The organism is Kribbella jejuensis (genome assembly GCF_006715085.1).
GTDB lineage: Bacteria > Actinomycetota > Actinomycetes > Propionibacteriales > Kribbellaceae > Kribbella > Kribbella jejuensis.
Genome location: NZ_VFMM01000001.1, coordinates 1,004,055 through 1,022,839, shown reverse-complemented (window position 1 = coordinate 1,022,839; position 18,785 = coordinate 1,004,055). Strand labels below are relative to the sequence as shown.

Below are 18,785 nucleotides of genomic sequence, written 5' to 3'. Positions count from 1 at the left end.
GACGCGGGTCCGGTCCGGACCGCATCCTGACCAGGAGACAACCCCGCGGCGATCATGAAGGGCGCACGATGCGAACAACATCCCGAGCTGTCGCGCTGACCGGGACCACCCTGGCACTCATGGCCGGTCTTGTTGCCTGTGGCAACAGCAACAACAACTCGTCGTCCGGCGGCAGCAGCAGCGCGCCGCCCGCGAACGCGAAGGTCGGCATCCTGCTGCCGGACACGGCCTCGTCGCCGCGCTGGGTCTCCGCCGATCCGAACGAACTGCGCAAGCAGTGCACGGACAACAAGCTGACCTGCTACATCGACAACGCGAACGGCAGCGCGACCACGATGGAATCGCAGGCGCAGGCCCTGATCAACAAGGGCATCGGCGTACTGCTCGTGACCAACCTCGACTCCGGGTCCGGCAAGGCGATCGAGTCGCTGGCCAAGCAGCACAACGTGGTCGCGATCGACTACGACCGGCTGACCACCGGCGGCACCGCGGAGTACTACGTCTCCTACGACAACGTGAAGGTCGGCGAGGACCAGGGCAAAGCGCTGACGTCCTGCCCGCAGGTCGCGGGCAAGAGCACGGTCGGGTACGTCGACATCGACGGCGCGCCGACCGACAACAACGCGACGCTGTTCGCGCAGGGGTACAACTCCGTACTGTCGAAGCAGAAGGGCTGGACGAAGCTCGGCGAGCAGACCGGCAACTGGGATCCGGCGACCGCGCAGACCGTGTTCACCACGATGCTCGGCAAGAACCCGAACATCGGTGCGGTGATGGTTGCCAACGACACCATGGCGCAGTCGGTGATCAACGTGCTGAAGTCGCAGAACCTGGCCGGAAAGGTCGCGGTATCCGGGCAGGACGCGACCGCGGGCGGCCTCGACAACGTGATGGCCGGCACCCAGTGCTTCACGATCTACAAGCCGGTCGCCGGTGAGGCGGACGTGGCGATCAAACTCGCCGGGCAGATCCTGGCCGGGCAGAAGCCGACCGCGCCCGCGACGATCAAGGATCCGGCGAGCGGCCGCGACGTCCCGTCGTACCTGGCGGCGCCGACCGTGATCACCAAGAAGAACGTCGCGCTGCCGGTGACGGACGGGTACGAGACCGCGCAATCGGTCTGCCCGACGGCCGCGCTGATGAAGCTCTGCACCGAGAACGGGATCCACACCTCGTGAGGATCTTGGAGCTCCATGGGGTCGGCAAGTCGTTCGGTCCGGTCGTGGCGCTGTCGTCGGTGGACTTCGGCGCCGCGGCCGGTGAGGTCACCGCGCTGGTCGGGGACAACGGCGCGGGCAAGTCGACGCTGGTGAAGTGCATCGGCGGCATCTACCGGATCGACGAGGGCGAGATCCTGATCGACGGTACGCCGCAGCAGCTGCACGAGCCGCGGGACGCCGCGCACCTCGGCATCGAGATCGTCCACCAGGACCTGGCGCTCTGCGACAACCTCGATGTCGTCGGCAACATGTTCCTCGGCCGCGAGCGGATCGGCCGGCTGCACACGCTGGACGAGAACTCGATGGAGCAGCTGGCCACCGAGACACTGACGTCGCTGTCGGTCCGTACCGTGCGTTCGGTACGGCAGAAGGTCGCGAGCCTGTCCGGTGGTCAACGGCAGACCGTCGCGATCGCGAAGTCGGTGCTGTGGAGCTCGAAGATCGTGATCCTCGACGAGCCGACCGCGGCCCTCGGTGTCGCGCAGACCGAGCAGGTCCTCGACCTGGTCCGGCGGCTCGCGGATCGTGGCGTGGCGGTCGTGCTCGTCTCGCACAACATGAACGACGTGATGAAGGTGGCCGACTCCATCGCGGTGCTGTTCCTCGGCCGGATGGCGACCCAGGTACGGCGTACCGAGGTCACCCAGACGCAGGTCGTCGAGCTGATCACCTCGGGGGCATTGTGAACACGACGATCGTCGACAACCCGCACCCAGCGCCTCCTCGTGTGCCGAGCGCGTTGAGTTCGTACGTCCGCGACTACGTCGTCCGGCTCCGCGGCGGCGAGCTCGGGTCGGCGCCGGCCGTCGTCGGGCTGATCGTGATCACCGCGTTCTTCGCGATCGTCCACCAGGGCTTCCTGAGCGCGTACAACCTGGAGGCGCTGGTGATCCAGGCCGCGCCGATCATCGTGATGGCGATGGGCCTGGTGTTCGTCCTGCTGCTCGGCGAGATCGACCTGTCCGCGGGCACCACCGGCGGGCTGTGTTCGGCGATCATGGCGATCCTGATGCTGCGGCACGGCTGGACGTGGTGGCTGGCGATCCTGGCCGGATTCGCGGTCGGCCTGGCGATCGGCTTCGTGATGGGCTGGTTGCGGGCGAAGGCGGGCATTCCGTCGTTCGTGATCACACTGGCCACGTTTCTCGCGTTCCAGGGCGCGACGCTGATCCTGGTCGGGGGCCAGGGTTCGGTGACCCTGCCCGCCGGTACGCCGTTGATCGCGCTGGAGAACAGCTTCGTCCCGCTGTGGCTGGGCTGGGTGCTGCTCGGCGTCTTCGTCCTCGGGTACGCCGCGGTGAAACTCAGCGACGTGCGATCGAGGCGCCGCAACGGCCTCGCGGCGACGCCGGTCGTCGTGGTCGTGGCGAAGGTGGCCGGGGTGGCGCTGCTCGGGATCGCGTTCACCTACGAGATGGGCATCAACCGCAACCTGATCAGCAACGCGTTCTTCAGCAACAAGGCGCAGGGCGAGCCGTGGGTCGTCGTACTGCTCGTGCTGCTGTTCGTCGTCTGGCACTTCGTGCTCAGCCGGACCAGGTACGGGCGGCATGTGTACGCCGTCGGCGGCAATGAGGAGGCGTCCCGGCGCGGCGGTGTCGCGGTGTCGCGGATCCGGATCTCGGTGTTCGTGATCTGCTCCGGGATGGCCGCCGTCTCCGGCTTCATCGCCGCGTCCCTGTTGCAGTCGGTGCAGTCGAACGCGGGTGCCGGCAACACGCTGCTGCTGGCGGTCGGTGCCGCGGTGATCGGCGGTACGTCGTTGTTCGGCGGCCGCGGGCGGATGATCGACGCGGTCCTCGGCGGGCTGGTGGTCGCGGTGATCATCAACGGGATGAGCGACCTGATCCAGGGCGCGAACTCGTCCGGGTACGAGTGGGTCGTCACCGGTGCCGTCCTGCTGCTCGCGGCCGGCTTCGACGCCGTCGTACGGCGGGGCAAGACGGCCTGATCAACGGGTGTCGTCCTGATCAACGGTTCGGCCTGATGAACGGTTGCGACGGCCTGATCAACGGTTGAGGAGGCGGCGGATCGCGCCGGCGGACAGGCTGGTCTTGGCGACGAACCCGATCGCCGGGCTGGCCGCGATCAGGTCCGCGTAGTCCTGCTCCGCGTGGCTGGAGATCAGGATCATCGGCGCCGACTCGCCGTCGGCCCGCAGCCGAGTGATGAGGTCGAACCCGCTCTCGCCGCCGAGGTCGATGTCGACCAGCACCACGTCCGGCCGGAGCCGCCCGATCAGGCCGGCCGCCTCGGCGGTCGTGGTCGCCGTACCGACGACCGCGACGCCCTCGCGGACCAGCAGCCCCCGGGCCGCGTCCAGGAAACGCCGGCTGTCGTCGACGATCACGCACCGCATGGCACCAGCATCCCAGCGCCGGACGGCGGGTCGCATCCCTGCTGCCTGTACTGCTACCGGTATTACAGCGGCACCGTGACGGTGAGCGTAGTTCCTTTACCTGAAGGGCTTTCGACTTTCAGGGTCCCGTCGAGCGCGGCGATCCGGTCGTCGAGTCCGACCAGGCCGGAGCCCCTCGCCGGGTCCGCTCCGCCGCGGCCGTCGTCCTGCACGGACAGCCTGAGTACGTTGCCGACAATCCGTACGTCGACAATCGCTCCGGACGCGTCGGCATGCTTGGCGGCGTTGGACAGCGCCTCGCACACCACGTAGTACGCGGCCGCCTCGACGGGCGCGGGCAGCCGAGCAGGTACGTCGACCGCGACCTCGACCGGGAGCTTCGAACGGCGCGCGAGCATCCGTACCGCCGGTTCGATCCCGCCCTGGGTGAGGATCGCCGGATGGATGCCGCGGGCAATCTCCCGGAGTTCGTCCAGGGTGGCGGCGAGACCGTTGGCCACACCATCAAGTTCGGCGGTTGCGCCGTCGGCCTGCAGCGCGCGGACGTCGAGGGCGAGCGAAACCAGCCGCTGCTGGATGCCGTCGTGCAGGTCGCGTTCGATCCGCCGCCGGGTCTCGTCCGACGACCGGACGATCCGGGCGCGGGACGCCGCCAGGTCCGCGCTCGCCGTACCGAGCGAGGCCGCCATCGTGTTGAAGGTCCGTTCCAGCGTGCGGATCTCGCCGACGCCGGTCTCCGGGACCCGGACCGCGAGATCGCCGGCGGCCAGCCGGTTGGCCATCTCGGCGGTCACCCGCACCGGCCGGACGATCGCGCGCGTCAGGTAGACCGTGAACCCCAGCACGAGTACGACCGAACCGGCCAGCCCGGCCATCGCCGCCACCAGCGAACGGTCGGCGATCGCGTCGGACTGCCGCTGTTCGGTCGTGGACAGCTGCTGCTCCCTCGAGATCAGTGCGTCGAGCACCGAACGGATCGCGGCGACCCGCCGGGTGCCTTCACTGATCGCCGCCTCGGTCCGGGTGGAGTCCGGGTCCTGCCGAACGGTCTGGATCTGCGGCAACGAGTAGTCCTGCAGGTACGACGTGATGCTCCGCCCGGCTGCTTGCGCCCGAGAGAGCTCGTCCGGACTGCCGGCCACGAGCTGCTGCAGCGCAGCGGTCTGTTGCGGCAGCTGGGCAGCCGCTTGCTCCCACGGCGCCAGGAACTTCTGCTGACCGGTGATGACATAGTCCTGTTGCCCTGTCGCCAGGTCATTCACCAACCGCTCCACCTGGTGCGCACTGGTCAGTACTGCGGACGTGTGCTGCGCCTCGTGTTCAGACCCACGCAGGCCTTGCACCGACACCAACAGCACGACGAAGCCGGAGCCGACGAGGACCATCAGCAGGCCACTCGCGACCGCCACCCGTACAGCGACACCACCGCGGCGCGACATCAGCGACCGTCCAAATACCTCAGTACCGCGAGCACGCGCCGGTGATCGTCGTCGGCCTCTGGAATGTCCAGCTTGGTCAGGATGCTGCGGACGTGCTTCTCGACGGTCCCTTCGGTAACCCAGAGCCGGCGGGCCACACCGGCGTTCGAACGGCCCTGTGCAACCAGGGACAACACCTCGCGTTCCCGCTCGCTCAGTGCGGCCAACGGGTCGTTGCGGTGCTGAGCGTCGACCAGCTCTTGAACCAGGGCCGGATCTACCACCGACCCTCCACGCGCAACGCGCCGCAGGCTCTCCAGGAACTCGTCGACGTCTGTGACTCGGCTCTTGAGCAGGTAGCCGACACCGTGTCCCGCGGCCATCAGCTGCAGAGCGTGCTCGACCTCGACGTGTGCCGACAGCAGTACGACGGCTGTGCCCGGACGTTCGCGGCGGATCACGTCAGCCGCGTCGAGTCCCTCGGTCGAGTGCTCCGGCGGCATCCGGATGTCGACGACGACCAGGTCCGGCGCTTGGCGACGTACCAGCTCCAAGAGCTCGGCGCCGTCGCCTGCCGTACCCAACACGGCGAAGCCGGACCGCTCGAGCAGACTGGCCAGACCCTCGCGCAGCAGGACGTCGTCGTCCGCAATCGCCACTCGCGTCCGGCTCACGGCTCTACCCCTTGGTCGCCTCGTGACTCCAGTGTCACCGAGCAATCAAGTCACCCGCTCAACCACCCGCCGTTGGGAAACGCTTGCCGGTGTGGCATAGGCTGAGCTGCGCAGACATCACGACGGTTCGGAGGAACACCTTGTCTTCCACGCACGCTGTCCGGTTCGCCGCGGTCGGGCTCGACCACGCGCACATCTTCGGTCAGGTCGCCGGGCTGATCGACGCCGGCGCGGAGTTCGTCGCGATGGCGACCGACGACCCGTCCGCGGCCGTCGCCGTCTCGATGCGCGAGCAGTACCCGGACGTGCCGGTCGCCGACAGCCCTGAGGAGCTGGTCGCGCGGGACGGGATCGACCTGATCGTGACCGCCGGCGTACCGGACCGGCGCGGGCCGATCGCGGTCGCGGCGATGCTCGCCGGGAAGGACGTGGTCACGGACAAGCCGGGCTGCGTGAGCCTCGACCAGCTCGAGGAGATCAAGAAGGCCGTCGACAGTTCGGGCCGGTTCTGGTCGGTGACGTTCTCGGAGCGGTTCGAGGTGCCGAGCGTGATCAAGGCCGGTGAGCTGGTCCGCGCGGGCCGGATCGGGACCGTCGTCCAGACGCTCGGGCTCGGCCCGCACCGGATCGGCGACCGTGCGCACCTGTCCGGCGGCGCGGGCCGCCCGGACTGGTTCTACGACAAGGCGCGGTACGGCGGCATCCTGACCGACATCGCGTCGCACCAGATCGACCAGTTCCTGTGGTTCACCGGGGCACGGACAGCCGAGATCGTGACCAGTACGGTCGGGAACTTCGGCAACCCCGACGAGCCGGGACTGCAGGACTTCGGTGAGATCCTGCTGCGCAGCGAGAACGCCCAGGGCTACATCCGCGTCGACTGGTACACGCCTGCCGGGCTGGGGACGTGGGGCGACGGCCGGTTGATGATCCTCGGTACGGACGGCTACATCGAGCTCCGCAAGTACGTCGACATCGCAGGCCGCGACGGCGGCGACCACCTGTTCCTGGTGAACCAGGAGGGTACGCAGTACATCGACTGCTCGGGCATCGAGACGACGTACTACGCCGACCTGCTCCGCGACGTACGCGAGCGGACCACCACGGCCGCGCCGCAGGAGCACACCTTCGAAACCATGCGGCTGGCCTTGACGGCTCAGCAGCAGGCGGCGGTCCGCGGCGCGGCGCGGTAGCGGCTACTCGCCGTACAGCCGTACGTCGGACTCGGAGCTAGCGGGGAAGTACCGGAAGTACGTCTTGTCCTCGGGCGCGACCAGCTGGTCGCCGACCTTGCCCAGACCCTTGATGACCGTGGCCGTGCCGTTGGCGTGGCTCACGGCGTACAGGTACGCGTCGCGGCTGTCCTTGTCGATCGCAAGCAACAGCGTGCTCTGCGTACCGCACTTCTCGGCGATGAGCGTCTCGAACGTCTGCCAGGTCGACGTACGTACCTTCTTGACCACAGGTGCGCCGCTGAACGGGATGCGGATCGTGTAGAGCGCTCCTCCGCGTGTGTTGGCGAGGAAGGTGTCGTACGTGCGCGTCTGACTGATCAGGGTCATCGTCTTGACTGCGGAGAATCCGCTGTACGTCGCCTTGCTGCGCCAGACGGACCCGTCCACTGTCCAGCGGGTGATGACGTTCCCCTCCAACGCGTAGGTGTGTCCCTTGGACTGCTCGAAGTACGTCTGGTGGATCCAGCCGCCGCCGATCTTCGTCTTCTCGTACGACTCCGGGTCGAGCTGCCCCGTGCTCACGTCCGTGACGTACCGGAACCGGTAGAGGTCGTTGACGATCCGCACGTACCCGCTCTTCGCCATCCCCGACGGCGGATCCGGCTCCCACCCGACCGACGAAGCAAGCCCGACCTGATCCACCGGAAACAGTGCCTTCGGCCCAACCACCGGCGTACCCGCGTGCACCGGCGACGTCGCTGTGATGGTCCGGAACTTGTGATCGCCCTGCACCGTCACCGCACCAAGCGTCATCGAACAAGCAGCAGCCGCCTGCTCGGTGCCGGCCCGCGCTGGTCCTGGCACCAGCACCGCCGCCGCCATCGCCGCCCCCAAGGCAATCGCCAATCTGGCCATTTCGGCCCCTTTCGCAGGGTGGAGGACTCAGCCGCCGTTGAGGACGGTGCCGGTGTTGTAGAAACGGAAGTACGAGTCCGCGGCCGGGAACGTGGTGGGTACCTTGCCGAGGCCCTTGATCACGGTGGCTGTGCCGTTCGCGTGGCCTACGGCGTACAGGTAGCCCGTGCCCGTGTCCTTGTCGATGCCGAGCAGGAGTGTGCCGTAGTTGCCGCACTTCTCCGCGATCAGCGTCTCGAAGCCCTGCCAGGTCGACGTGCGGATCTTTGTCACCACCGGCTTCCCCGCGCCGGTCGGTACCTTCACCGTGTAGAGCGCGCCACCATTGGTCGTGGCCAGGAACGTGTCGTACGTGCTGCCTTGCCCGATCAGCGCCATGGTCTTGACCGATTTGAAGCCGCCGAACGTCGTGTAGTACTTCCAGCCGCTCGGGGTGACCGTCCAGCGCGCGATCAGGCCGTCGGTGAACTGGTTGATCAACGAGTAGACGTTGGTCCGCTCGATGCCTCCGGGAGCGGCATGGCTGAGCTCGACGTACTTGTGGAGGTCGTCCCAGCCGCCGCCGATCAGCGTCTGCGTGACCGAGCCCGGTACGACCGCGGTCCCCGTACCGTCGGTCAGGTAACTGGTGCCGTACATCCGCGAACCTAGCGCGACCAGTCCGGTGCGCTCCTCACCGGCCGGTACGACGAGCTCGGTCCGGATCGCGGTCGGTAGATGCGCCTGACCGTCCGGGTAGAGGTCTTTCGGTCCGACCTGCCGGGGATTTGCCGACGGAGTCGCGGTGATGGTCTGGCTGGTGTGGTCACCACCTGGAGTGACCGACCCGAGCCGCAGGGAGCAGGCCGCCGTGGTGGTGGCACTCGTGGCAGGTGCCGCGCCGGCCGGCGCGGTCACCAAAGCGCTGGTCACGAGGGTCGCGGCGGCGAGCGTTCGCCCGTACTTGATCATCTGAACACCTTTCGTCAGTGGTCTCGATGCGGGCGGACGACACAATGTTGCGGGCATCAAAGGGGTAACGCCGGACGACGGCGCGCCTGGGACAGCCCCCGGTTGTCGGAACGGCGCCGTAGTGTGGGTGATGTGAACCGGCGAATCTTCGGTCTCGAGAACGAGTACGGCGTCACCTGTACGTTCCGGGGGCAGCGGCGACTGACCCCGGACGAGGTCGCGCGGTACCTCTTCCGGCGTGTCGTGTCCTGGGGGCGGAGCAGCAACGTCTTCCTCCGCAACGGCGCCCGGCTGTACCTGGACGTGGGCTCGCACCCGGAGTACGCCACCGGTGAGTGCGACTCGGTCACCGACCTGATCGCGCACGACAAGGCCGGTGAGCGGATCCTCGAGGGCCTGCTGGTGGACGCGCAGAAGCGGCTGCACGACGAGGGCATCTTCGGCGACGTCTACCTGTTCAAGAACAACACCGACTCGGCCGGGAACAGCTACGGCTGCCACGAGAACTACCTGGTCAGCCGGCACGGCGACTTCGCCAAGCTCGCCGACGTGCTGATCCCGTTCCTGGTCACCCGGCAGCTGATCTGCGGCGCCGGCAAGGTGCTGCAGACGCCCCGCGGCGCGGTGTACTCGGTGTCCCAGCGCGCCGAACACATCTGGGAGGGGGTCTCCAGCGCGACCACCCGGTCCCGGCCGATCATCAACACCCGGGACGAGCCGCACGCCGACGCCGAGCGGTTCCGCCGGCTGCACGTGATCGTCGGCGACTCGAACATGTCCGAGACCACCATGCTGCTCAAGGTGGCCAGCACCGACCTGGTGCTGCGGATGATCGAGGCCGGCATCGTGATGCGCGACCTGACCCTGGACAACCCGATCCGGGCGATCCGGGAGATCAGCCACGACATGACCGGCCGCCGCGAGGTCCGGCTGGCGAACGGCCGCGAGGCGAGCGCACTCGACATCCAGATGGAGTACCTGACCAAGGCGCGCGACTTCGTCGACCGCCGCGAGCTCGGCACCCCGGCGGTGGAGCGCGCGCTGTCGCTGTGGGAGCGGACGCTGAAGGCGATCGAGTCCGGCGACCTGTCCGGGATCGAGCGCGAGATCGACTGGGTGATCAAGTACCGGCTGATCGAGCGCTACCGGTCGCAGAACAACCTCGGCCTGGCCAGCCCGCGGGTCGCGCAGCTCGACCTGGCCTACCACGACATCCACCGGCCGCGCGGGTTGTACTACCTGCTCGAGCGCAAGGGCGCGGTCACCCGGGTCGTCGACGACCTGCGGGTCTTCGAGGCGAAGTCGGTGCCGCCGCAGACCACGCGGGCCCGGCTGCGCGGCGAGTTCATCAAGCGGGCGCAGGAGCGCCGCCGCGACTTCACCGTCGACTGGGTCCACCTCAAGCTCAACGACCAGGCCCAGCGCACGGTCCTGTGCAAGGACCCGTTCAAGTCCCACGACGAACGAGTCGAAAAGCTCATCGCCAGCATGTAGGTGCGGGCTGAATAAAGTGCTCGGTCGCCAGTGCTGTGACGTAAAGGTGACGCGGGCGGCCGCAGCCCATTTTGAAGCGGGCAGCTAGGGTGGTCGGCGTCGTTGACCGGAGGCAAGCGGCGCACACTGGCGCCGGGATGGTTCGAGGTGCTGGTTTCGTGCGCAAGTTGTTGAGTCTGGTCGTGGTTGCGGCGCTGGGGTCGTCCCTGGTGGCGTGCGGATCGGACAAGAAGAGCGAGTTCGATGCCGCCGGGGTCAAGGTGACGTCGGACTTCGGGCAGAAGCCGACCATCACGCACCGAGAGGGTGACCCGGACAAGCAGCTGGTGACCGAGGTCCTCAAGGAGGGCGACGGCCCGGTGGTGAAGAAGGGCGAGCTGCTCACCGCGAACTACCTCGGTCAGATCTGGCGCGACGGCAAGGTCTTCGACAACTCCTACGACCGCGGCGCGCCGTCGTCGTTCCCGATCGGGGTCGGCGGCGTCATCGCCGGCTGGGACGAGGGCCTGGTCGGCAAGAAGATCGGCAGCCGGGTGCTGCTCTCGATCCCGTCCGACAAGGGCTACAAGTCCGAGGGCAACTCGCAGGCCGGCATCAAGGGCGACGACACGCTGATCTTCGTCGTCGACCTGGTCGCCGCGGCCGCCAACGACACCCCGCTGGACGCCACCCCGGTGACCCCGTCGACGCCGACCAAGATCAAGGTCACCGGCCCGCTGAACGCCGAGCCGAAGGTGACCGTCGCGGCCGGTACCAAGCCGCCGGCCAAACCCGGCAAGCCGGTCGTGTTCGCGCTCGGCAAGGGCAAGCCGATCGAGAAGTCCAGCCAGCTGATCGGCCGCTACGTGGTGTACGACTACACGGGCAAGAAGCAGGCCAGCACCTGGGACGCGCAGCCCGCGACCGCGCAGAGCGCCGCGCAGCCGGCCGCCCCGACCGACCAGCTCCAGGTCGGCCCCGGCCCGAACGGCCAGACCGGCGCCCTGGACGGACTGGCCGGTATCCCGATCGGCAGCCGCGTCCTCGTCGAGCTCCCGGCCTCCAAGGACCAGGCCGGCAAGACCGTGAACGCGTTCGCGGTGATCGACATCCTGAACGCCTTCCCGGCCCCGAAGCAGACCGGCCAGTAAAAGCGCCCCGAAGGACCGGCTCCCACGACAGGGAGCCGGTCCTTCGGCATTTCACCGGCGGCGGAACCAGCGGTTCGCGTCCGGTTGGAAGCTCAGCGCGATCGCGCCGATCACCGCGGAGACGTGGATGCAGCGGATCACAGCGAACGCGACGAACGATGCGGACCAGTGGATGGCGCCGAAGTCGCCGTTGTGCAGCAGCCAGCCGATCGGGCCGGCCACCAGCGACGCGATGCCGACGGTGCCGAGCAGGCCGGTGAGCAGCCAGCGGGACCACCGCACACCGGGCCGGAAGTACCGGTCGATGACGACGAACAGGCCGCCGTACACGATCGCGCGGAACGCGATCTGGACCATCAGGCCGAGGACCGGGGTGCCGTCGGCGATCGCGCCGAGAACTCCGAGGACCGACTCGGCGACACCGGCACCGACCGCGGCGAGCCACAGCGTGGTCGCGCCCCGGACAGCCAACGGCGGCGCGGGCCTGGCCACGTCGTGAATCGTGAGGTTGCGGTGCTTGGTGCTGTTCATTACACCACTGTCGCCGCGCGGGCCGCTCCGATCAGGAGTGCTGCAACCCCAGCCCAGGTAGACCTGCCCCCACCGCTCAGCTGAGTGCGGGCACGTCCACCAGACCGGCCGCGTGGCGCCCTGCGGCGGCTGCGGCTTCGAAGTACGCGCGGTCTTCGTCGAGACCGCGACCCATCGTCGACAACTTCACGGGAGCGGCCAGCATCGCATCGTGCAGACCAACGACACCTACGCGGACCACGCGGTGCCGTGCCTTCAGGGGCTCGGCCGCATCGCGTACGGCGTCGCCGAAGTCGCCAGGCAGGTCCGGTACGACGACGTCGGCCGGCTGGAGCGCTACGCGGCCGTACGCGGTGAGGCTGTGGTGGGAGATCCCGCGGTGACGCGGACGCGGGTCTGCTTCGGAGATGCGCAGCGACGCGACCGCCCGGCCGCCCAGGGTGCCGATGGCGTTGACCGCCTCACCCGACTGCACCCCGGAGAAGCCCCAGCGCGTCCCCGTGCCCAGGTTGCCCGGGCCTTGCGTGATGACGACCAGCTCGGCCGCGAGCACCTGTACTGCGGTCAGCAACCCGGTGTGGACCGTGACCGCTTCACGGTCCCCGCCGTACGCCTGGCCGACCGTGACCGTACCGCTGAGCCAGCCGGCCTCCCGTAGCGTCGCGACTGTCCGCGAGAACGCCAGGGGGAGCGCCCCGCCATCGGTCATCACGTAGACGACCCGTGTGGTCGGCCGAGCCTCGTACACACCCGCTAGGACGGCTGGCAGCGCTGAGTGGAGGTCTGCGACGATCACCGGAGTACCGAAGAGGTCGTCCGCGTCCCGTAGGACGTCGTGGTCGGGGGAGTCCTGCTCGTCCGCTCCCAGCACCATGGCCTGCAGCGGCGTGTAGCGCGCCTTCACCAGATGCCCGTGTTCGGGCGGGTCCTCCGGCAGCCGGTCCGGTACGGCGACGACCAGCGCGTATCCACCTGTCCCGAGACCCCGGTCCAGCGCACCGACGTTCAGCAGGACCCGATCGCCCACGACAGGCGTACCGACGAGGTCCGGGTACGCCAGCGCGCGCACGGACTGTTCTCCCACCGTCACACTCAGTTCGAGCGCACCGGCCCAGCTCCGCCCGACCTGCGCCACCACACCGTCCCGCCAACGAATCACAGGCCGAGATTAGCGGGTCGAACCGGTGTTCGAAGTTTCGGTGCGGAAAGGCGGGTTTTGGACGGCCGGAGGCCGTAAGGTGGTCGGGTGTCGGCGCGGAAGAGTGAGCGGCTGCTCAATGTGGTCATCTGCCTCCTGGTCGCGCGCACCTATGTGACCAAGGAGCGGATCCGCGAGGTCGTCGAGGGGTACGCGGGCCAGACCGACGACGCCTTCGAGAAGATGTTCGAGCGGGACAAGGACGAGCTACGCGACCTCGGCATCCCGATCGAGATGGGCACGATCGACAAGTTCTTCTCCGACGACGTCGGCTACCGGATCCGCCGCGACGTCTTCGAGCTCCCCGAAGTGCAGCTCGAGCCCGACGAGGCGGCTGTCCTCGGTGTCGCCGCGCGCGTGTGGCAGCACGCCGGGCTGTCGGAGGCGACCACCTCCGCAGTGCTGAAGCTGAAGGCGGCCGGTATCCAGACCGACCAGTCCGCGCTGAGCGCGATCGAGCCGCACGTGGGCGCGTCCGAGCCGGCCTTCGACCCGCTGTGGGCGGCCGTCGTGGCCCGTCAGGTGGTCCGGTTCCAGCACCTCCGTAGCGGGGCCTCCGAGCCGACCACACGCACTCTGGAGCCGTGGGGCATCGTGTCCTGGCACGGCCGGTGGTACGTCGTCGGGCGCGACCGGGACCGGCAGGCGACCCGGATGTTCCGGCTGTCGCGGATCCCGGGCGCGGTCAAGACGGTGGGAGAGCCCGGCGCGTTCACCGTGCCGGAGGGGACGGACCTGCGCTCGCTGGTGACGGAGCTGGCGCCGCCGCGGCCGACGTCCGAGGCGAAGGTCCGCGCCCGGACCGGGTCCTGCGTGAGCCTGCGCCGCCGCGCGAACGCCATCGAGCCGTACGAGGACGGTTGGGACCTGCTGCACGTCCCGTACGCCGATTCGTCCGTGCTCGCCGAGGAGATCGCGTCGTACGGTCCGGACGCGGTCGTCGAGGGACCTGGCGACGTCCTCGACGGCGTGCTGTGGCGGCTGCGGACGGTGGCGGGATGAGTTCTGCGCGTGATCAGGTGCAGCGCTTGCTGGCACTTGTGCCGTACCTGCGGGAGAACGACGGCGCCCGGGTGGACGACGTCGCGAAGGAATTCGGCGTCCGGCCGAAGCAGATCATCGCGGATCTGAAGGTGCTGTGGTTCTGCGGGCTGCCCGGCGCGCAGATGGGCGACCTGATCGAGATCGACATCGAGTCCGCCGAGGGCGAAGGTGTCATCCACATCAACAACGCGGACTACCTGGCCCGGCCGCTGCGGCTGGCCGCGGACGAGGCGCTCGCGCTGCTGACCGCCCTCCGCACGCTCCGCGAGGTGACGGCCGGACCGGACCGGGACGCCGTCGACCGCGCGATCGCGAAGCTGGAGCGCGCCGCCGGCGAGGCGGCCGCGGCCAGCGAAGGCGCCGCCGCGCACGTCCACGTGGAGCCGGCCGCACCCGAGATCGCCGAGATCGTGAACCGCGGGCTGGCGACCAAGCGCCGCCTGCACCTGACGTACGACGTACCGTCGCGCGACGAGACGACCGAGCGGGACGTGGACCCGATGCGGCTGGTGGTGTCCGAGGGGCGCACGTACCTCGAGGCGTGGTGCCGGCTGGCCGAGGACGTCCGGCTGTTCCGGCTCGACCGGATCGCCGACGTGAAGCTGCTCGACCTGCCGAGCGAACCGCCGCCGGAGGCGACCCCGCGCGACCTGTCGAACGGGATGTTCCAGCCGTCCGAGCGGGACCTGCTGGCCACGCTCCGGCTCGCCCCGCCCGCGCGCTGGGTCGCGGAGTACTACCCGAACGAGTCCGTCGAGGAAGGCCCCGAGGGCTCGCTGATCGTGAAGCTCCGGGTCGCCGACACCAACTGGCTCCAGCGCCTGGTCCTCCGCCTCGGCGGCGCCGCCACGGTTCTCGACCCACCCGAGCTCAGCACCCAGATCGCCGCGACCGCCCGCGACGCCCTCTCGGCGTACGACGTCTAGTCCCTAGCCCTGGCTGAGCTGCTTCTCGAGCGGGGAGCGGAAGCGCGGCGTGACGCGGACGCCGGCCAGCCAGGTGGTCCAGCGGTCGGCCTCGGCCTCGACGAGCGCGGTCACGTCGGCACCGACGTCCTCGAGCAACTCGTACCGCACCTCACCCGACTCCGGCTGTCCCCAGCCGCCGATGATCCGGCCGTCGGACCAGATGGTCGGGCCGATGTTGCCGGTGTTGTCGAACAGCTTCGACTTGTGCGGGCCGAGGAACCAGTCCCGCTCCTTCCATCCCATCGGCGTCGGATCGAGCCCGGGCAGGAACGCCACCCAAGGATCGACCGGGTCCTCGGGGCCTTCGTCATCAGGCAGCACGTACCCGATCTGACCGTCCAGCTCCACCTCAACGGCCCGCACAGCCGCGAGTGCCTTACGGGTCTGCCCTAGTGTCCAACCGGCGTACCACTGCAGGTCGGCCGCCGTGCCCGGGCCGAACGAAGCGAGCCAAGCCCGTGCGAGCGCCGTACGCGCCTCCTCCGCCGGCGGCTTGTTGCCGAGCCCACCGGGCAGCCAGTTCGCAGACGGCGACCACTGGTGCTGGCCGCTCAACCAGGTGCCCAGCGGACGGCCACGCACGATCCGGCCCTCAGCGGACAGCTGGAACAAGACCCTGCTCGTCACATAAGGCTGTGCTGCGTACGACTTCCCAGTGGCCATGTTGAGCCGTGTCCGCAACCGCGGCTCGTCCGCAGACAGCTCCTGTGCAGTAGCCGATCCCCGCAATGCCAGTGCGGTCGCCGTGGACTCCTCTACCGCAGCCAGCCATTGCCCACACGCCTCGGCGTCCTCGGCCACGCCCGCCTCGGCCAGGTGCTTCACCAGCAACTTCCGCTGCTTCACCGCGATGTCATCGGTACACGCTGCCTGGATGACAGGAGCGAACGGCGTCGGTACGACGAACACGGTCCGGCGCATGCCCAGCATCCGGATCAGCGTGCGGTCCTCGTACAGTGCACGCTCCGTGCTCGCGACCTCACTGCCTGGTACTCGCGCCGCAACGCTCAGGTGCACCGTGGCCGGATCGGTCGCGTGCAGAGCGACCATCGACGCAGCCGCCTCGACCGGGTCCGCCGCCTGGCAACCCGCGCCCAGCCGGTGCCGGCGCCCGAGCCGTGCCTGCCGCTCCGCGGCCCCGATCCGCCTCATCCGCACCCCTCAACCCCTTCGAACGCACCCTGCGCGACACTCGGTTTTACCATCACGTTCCGGCACCGTTGTCCGCGGAGACGCACCGCGGGTCGTGGCCCGCGGGTCAGGACCGGCTAGGCTCCTGGGTATGTACTGGTTCCTGCTCTTCGTCGCGGTCGTGGTGGTGTGGACAGTCGTCCTCGCCCTGCTCGCGCTGAAGCTGTGGCGCCAGGGCAAGGCACTGACGCGTGAGTTGGTCGCCGCCCAGTCCAAGCTGGACGCCGCGCAATCTGGACATAACCGTGAGGACGCGCAGGCTCCGGCGTAGTATTCGGCCACGAACTCTGGCTCGAGTCCCGAGTTGATGTTGGCAGAGTTTGATGATGATAGGGAGATCGACATGGCAGCACCGCTCCTCGGTATGCCCCAAGGCGCAGAGTGGCTCGTCATCCTCGCGATCGTCGTGCTGCTGTTCGGATCGGCGAAGCTGCCGCAGCTGGTGAAGCAGCTCGGCAAGTCGAAGAAGATCTGGGAAGACGAAGTCGGCTCCAAGAAGAAGGACGCGGAGCTGACCGACGAGGCCTCGCAGGCCCCGGTCCAGGTTCAGCAGCCGGTCCAGCAGACTCAGGCCCAGACTCCGGCCCAGACTCAGGCGCAGCCGAACCAGGCGAACGGCCAGGCGCCGGGCGACGGCCTGCCGCCGACGCACACGGCCAACTGAACAGAACGCCGCACCTGTGTCGATGGTGAAGTTCGGGCGACGGAAGGCGAAAGAAGACCGCCGCCCGAAGGACCCAGAGGGTCGGATGACCCTGCGCGAGCACATTGTCGAGCTCCGGAACCGGTTGCTCATCAGCGTGCTCGCGATCGTGGTGTGCACGGTTGCGGCCTGGTTCATCTACTACCAGGCGCTGGAGATCCTCAAGCACCCGTTCGAGACGGCCGTCCGGCCGTTCGCGGTGAACCGCGGCCTGAAGCCGCAGCTCACCTTCCAGGGCGTCGGTGACCCGCTGACGTTCCGGATCAAGGTGTCCGCGCTGCTCGGCCTGATCGTGGCCGGCCCGATCTGGCTGTACCAGCTGTGGGCGTTCATCGCGCCCGGTCTGCACCGCAACGAGAAGAAGTGGGCGTACCTGTTCGCCGCGATCGCCGCACCGTTGTTCGCGACCGGTATCGCGCTCGGCTATTGGACCCTGCCGAAGGGCATCCAGATCCTGCTGGGCTTCACCCCGGACCAGGTGCAGAACCTGATCGAGCTCGGCAAGTATCTCGACTTCGTGATCCGGACGTTGCTGGTGTTCGGTATCGCGTTCCTGATCCCGCTGGTCGTGGTGCTGCTGAACATGGTCGGTGTGGTGCCGGCGTCCGCGCTGGCGAAGTTCCGGCCGTACATCATCCTGGTGATCTTCGTGTTCGCGGCGGTCGCGACGCCGTCCGGCGACCCGTTCACGATGTGCCTGCTGGCGATCCCGATGTGCGTGCTGTTCTTCGCCTCCGAGGTGATCGCCCGGATCAACGACAAGCGCCGAAAAGTCCGCAACGACGAACTCCTGGCCGACTGATGTCAGCACTACTGTCGCGCCTTCGGCGCGGGGGTTCGAGGGGCGTCTAGGTGAACCGTCGGATCGCGCTGGTGGTGAACCCCACCAGCGGTAGAGGTCGTGGTGCGCGGATCGCCCCGGCAGTACGGGAGCGGCTGGCGGCCGCGGGGCTGACGGTCGACGTCCACACCACCACCTGCGCGGAGGACGTCGGGCGGATCGCCGCCGAGGTGGTCGCCTCCGGAGCGGACGCGGTCGCGCTGATCGGCGGTGACGGCACGATCCACCTCGGCGCTCAGGTGCTGGCCAACTCGGGGATGCCGTTCGGGGTCATCCCGGCCGGTACCGGGAACGACTTCGCCCGCGGTCTCGGCGTACCGCTGAAGGACCCGGAGGCAGCGGCCGACCTGGTGATCGCCGGGCGGACCCGCGCGGTCGACCTTGCGGTCGCCAAGGACGAGTTCATCACCACCGTCGTCGCGGGCGGCTTCGACTCACTCGTGAACAAGCGCGCCAACGCGATGTCCTGGCCGAAGGGCAGTTCGCGCTACACGGTCGCGACCCTCGCGGAGCTGCGTACGTTCACTCCGCTGGAGTACGTCGTGACCGTCGACGGCGAGGTGATCGAGACCGCCGCGATGCTCGTCGCGGTCGGTACCGGGCCGACGTACGGCGGCGGACTGCAGATCTGCGCCGGCGCCGAGATCGACGACGGGATGCTGGACGTCACGATCATCGAGCCGGTGTCGCGGATGACGCTGCTGCAGCTGTTCCCGAAGCTGTCGAAGGGCACCCATGTCGGCCACCCGGCGGTGCGGGCGCTGCGCGGCCGGTCGGTGCGGATCGAGTCGCCGGGCATCACGGCGTACGCGGACGGCGAGCCGCTCGGGCCGCTGCCGGTGGACGTCGGCGTCGCCCCCGGCGCACTGACCGTCTTCCACTGAAAACATTAACGTCCGAGGTGTTCTCAACTCCGGCCTCTGTCTGATAGGAAAGCTTCCTAACAGTTGCATTCCTCGGACGCCCCTCGGAG

General features: G+C 68.6%; 20 protein-coding genes. 12 read left to right on the top strand and 8 right to left on the bottom strand.

The features are described 5' to 3' along the window. Positions 1–68 precede the first annotated feature (68 nt). The 3 genes from FB475_RS04920 to FB475_RS04910 are packed head-to-tail and all read left to right on the top strand — an operon-like array spanning position 69 to position 3,171. The gene (locus tag FB475_RS04920) at positions 69–1,178 is read left to right on the top strand and encodes a sugar ABC transporter substrate-binding protein (protein ID WP_141852944.1); all 1,110 of its coding nucleotides are present in this window, start codon (positions 69–71) and stop codon (positions 1,176–1,178) included. Continuing rightward, a complete protein-coding gene (locus FB475_RS04915) occupies positions 1,175–1,906 on the top strand; it encodes an ATP-binding cassette domain-containing protein (RefSeq protein WP_202878258.1) in 732 nt (243 codons plus the stop codon). The genes FB475_RS04920 and FB475_RS04915 overlap by 4 nt, the downstream gene beginning before the upstream one ends. Beyond that, positions 1,903–3,171 carry a sugar ABC transporter permease gene (locus FB475_RS04910; RefSeq protein ID WP_141852942.1) on the top strand — a complete coding sequence of 423 codons (1,269 nt, stop codon included), beginning with the start codon at positions 1,903–1,905 and terminating at the stop codon, positions 3,169–3,171. Before FB475_RS04915 ends, FB475_RS04910 begins: the two co-directional genes overlap by 4 nt. 57 nt (positions 3,172–3,228) lie before the next feature. Here the strand turns inward: FB475_RS04910 and FB475_RS04905 are convergent, their stop codons facing one another. The 3 genes from FB475_RS04905 to FB475_RS04895 are packed head-to-tail and all read right to left on the bottom strand — an operon-like array spanning position 3,229 to position 5,671. Beyond that, positions 3,229–3,615 carry a response regulator gene (locus FB475_RS04905; protein ID WP_202878257.1) on the bottom strand — a complete coding sequence of 129 codons (387 nt, stop codon included), beginning with the start codon at positions 3,613–3,615 and terminating at the stop codon, positions 3,229–3,231. Positions 3,616–3,641: 26 nt separating this feature from the next. Next, the gene (locus FB475_RS04900; RefSeq protein WP_185759076.1) at positions 3,642–4,988 is read right to left on the bottom strand and encodes a sensor histidine kinase; all 1,347 of its coding nucleotides are present in this window, start codon (positions 4,986–4,988) and stop codon (positions 3,642–3,644) included. A 29-nt stretch (positions 4,989–5,017) separates the two neighbouring features. Then, positions 5,018–5,671 (bottom strand): response regulator transcription factor, encoded by a 654-nt coding sequence (locus FB475_RS04895; protein ID WP_141852939.1) that lies wholly within the window; start codon positions 5,669–5,671, stop codon positions 5,018–5,020. Positions 5,672–5,811: 140 nt separating this feature from the next. Between FB475_RS04895 and FB475_RS04890 the strand changes: the two genes are divergently transcribed. After that, positions 5,812–6,864: a Gfo/Idh/MocA family protein gene (locus FB475_RS04890; protein ID WP_141852937.1), complete on the top strand. Its 1,053-nt coding sequence runs from the start codon at positions 5,812–5,814 to the stop codon at positions 6,862–6,864. Positions 6,865–6,867: 3 nt separating this feature from the next. On the opposite strand, the gene FB475_RS04885 is transcribed toward FB475_RS04890, so the two are convergent. Next, positions 6,868–7,761: a hypothetical protein gene (locus tag FB475_RS04885; protein WP_141852935.1), complete on the bottom strand. Its 894-nt coding sequence runs from the start codon at positions 7,759–7,761 to the stop codon at positions 6,868–6,870. A 27-nt stretch (positions 7,762–7,788) separates the two neighbouring features. Next, positions 7,789–8,712 (bottom strand): hypothetical protein, encoded by a 924-nt coding sequence (locus tag FB475_RS04880; RefSeq protein ID WP_141852934.1) that lies wholly within the window; start codon positions 8,710–8,712, stop codon positions 7,789–7,791. 132 nt (positions 8,713–8,844) lie between these two features. Between FB475_RS04880 and pafA the strand changes: the two genes are divergently transcribed. Both pafA and FB475_RS04870 read left to right on the top strand, forming a co-directional pair. Beyond that, positions 8,845–10,206 carry a Pup--protein ligase gene (pafA, locus tag FB475_RS04875; RefSeq protein WP_141852932.1) on the top strand — a complete coding sequence of 454 codons (1,362 nt, stop codon included), beginning with the start codon at positions 8,845–8,847 and terminating at the stop codon, positions 10,204–10,206. A gap of 158 nt (positions 10,207–10,364) precedes the next feature. Further along, on the top strand, positions 10,365–11,336 hold the full coding sequence (locus FB475_RS04870; RefSeq protein WP_141852930.1) for an FKBP-type peptidyl-prolyl cis-trans isomerase: 972 nt from the start codon (positions 10,365–10,367) through the stop codon (positions 11,334–11,336). Between the two features lie 51 nt (positions 11,337–11,387). Here the strand turns inward: FB475_RS04870 and FB475_RS04865 are convergent, their stop codons facing one another. Together FB475_RS04865 and FB475_RS04860 are read right to left on the bottom strand one after the other, a co-directional pair. Then, a complete protein-coding gene (locus FB475_RS04865; protein ID WP_141852928.1) occupies positions 11,388–11,867 on the bottom strand; it encodes a hypothetical protein in 480 nt (159 codons plus the stop codon). A gap of 76 nt (positions 11,868–11,943) precedes the next feature. Then, positions 11,944–13,026: a DUF3866 family protein gene (locus FB475_RS04860; protein WP_141852926.1), complete on the bottom strand. Its 1,083-nt coding sequence runs from the start codon at positions 13,024–13,026 to the stop codon at positions 11,944–11,946. A gap of 87 nt (positions 13,027–13,113) precedes the next feature. On the opposite strand from FB475_RS04860, the gene FB475_RS04855 reads away from it, so the two are divergent. Both FB475_RS04855 and FB475_RS04850 read left to right on the top strand, forming a co-directional pair. Continuing rightward, a complete protein-coding gene (locus FB475_RS04855; RefSeq protein WP_141852925.1) occupies positions 13,114–14,067 on the top strand; it encodes a helix-turn-helix transcriptional regulator in 954 nt (317 codons plus the stop codon). Continuing rightward, positions 14,064–15,035: a helix-turn-helix transcriptional regulator gene (locus tag FB475_RS04850; protein ID WP_141852923.1), complete on the top strand. Its 972-nt coding sequence runs from the start codon at positions 14,064–14,066 to the stop codon at positions 15,033–15,035. The genes FB475_RS04855 and FB475_RS04850 overlap by 4 nt, the downstream gene beginning before the upstream one ends. A gap of 3 nt (positions 15,036–15,038) precedes the next feature. Here the strand turns inward: FB475_RS04850 and FB475_RS04845 are convergent, their stop codons facing one another. Then, the gene (locus FB475_RS04845; protein WP_141852921.1) at positions 15,039–16,229 is read right to left on the bottom strand and encodes a winged helix DNA-binding domain-containing protein; all 1,191 of its coding nucleotides are present in this window, start codon (positions 16,227–16,229) and stop codon (positions 15,039–15,041) included. Positions 16,230–16,359: 130 nt separating this feature from the next. Here FB475_RS04845 and FB475_RS04840 point away from each other — a divergent pair, with 130 nt between their 5' ends. The 4 genes from FB475_RS04840 (at position 16,360) to FB475_RS04825 (ending at position 18,696) form a co-directional block, all read left to right on the top strand. Further along, positions 16,360–16,539, top strand: a complete 180-nt coding sequence (locus tag FB475_RS04840) for a hypothetical protein (protein WP_141852919.1) — start codon at positions 16,360–16,362, stop codon at positions 16,537–16,539. Between the two features lie 72 nt (positions 16,540–16,611). Beyond that, a complete protein-coding gene (locus FB475_RS04835) occupies positions 16,612–16,932 on the top strand; it encodes a twin-arginine translocase TatA/TatE family subunit (RefSeq protein ID WP_141852917.1) in 321 nt (106 codons plus the stop codon). Positions 16,933–17,017: 85 nt separating this feature from the next. Then, a complete protein-coding gene (tatC, locus tag FB475_RS04830; protein WP_141852915.1) occupies positions 17,018–17,773 on the top strand; it encodes a twin-arginine translocase subunit TatC in 756 nt (251 codons plus the stop codon). Positions 17,774–17,823: 50 nt separating this feature from the next. Then, positions 17,824–18,696, top strand: coding sequence for a diacylglycerol/lipid kinase family protein (locus FB475_RS04825; RefSeq protein WP_141852914.1), 873 nt, complete (start codon positions 17,824–17,826; stop codon positions 18,694–18,696). Positions 18,697–18,785 lie beyond the last annotated feature (89 nt).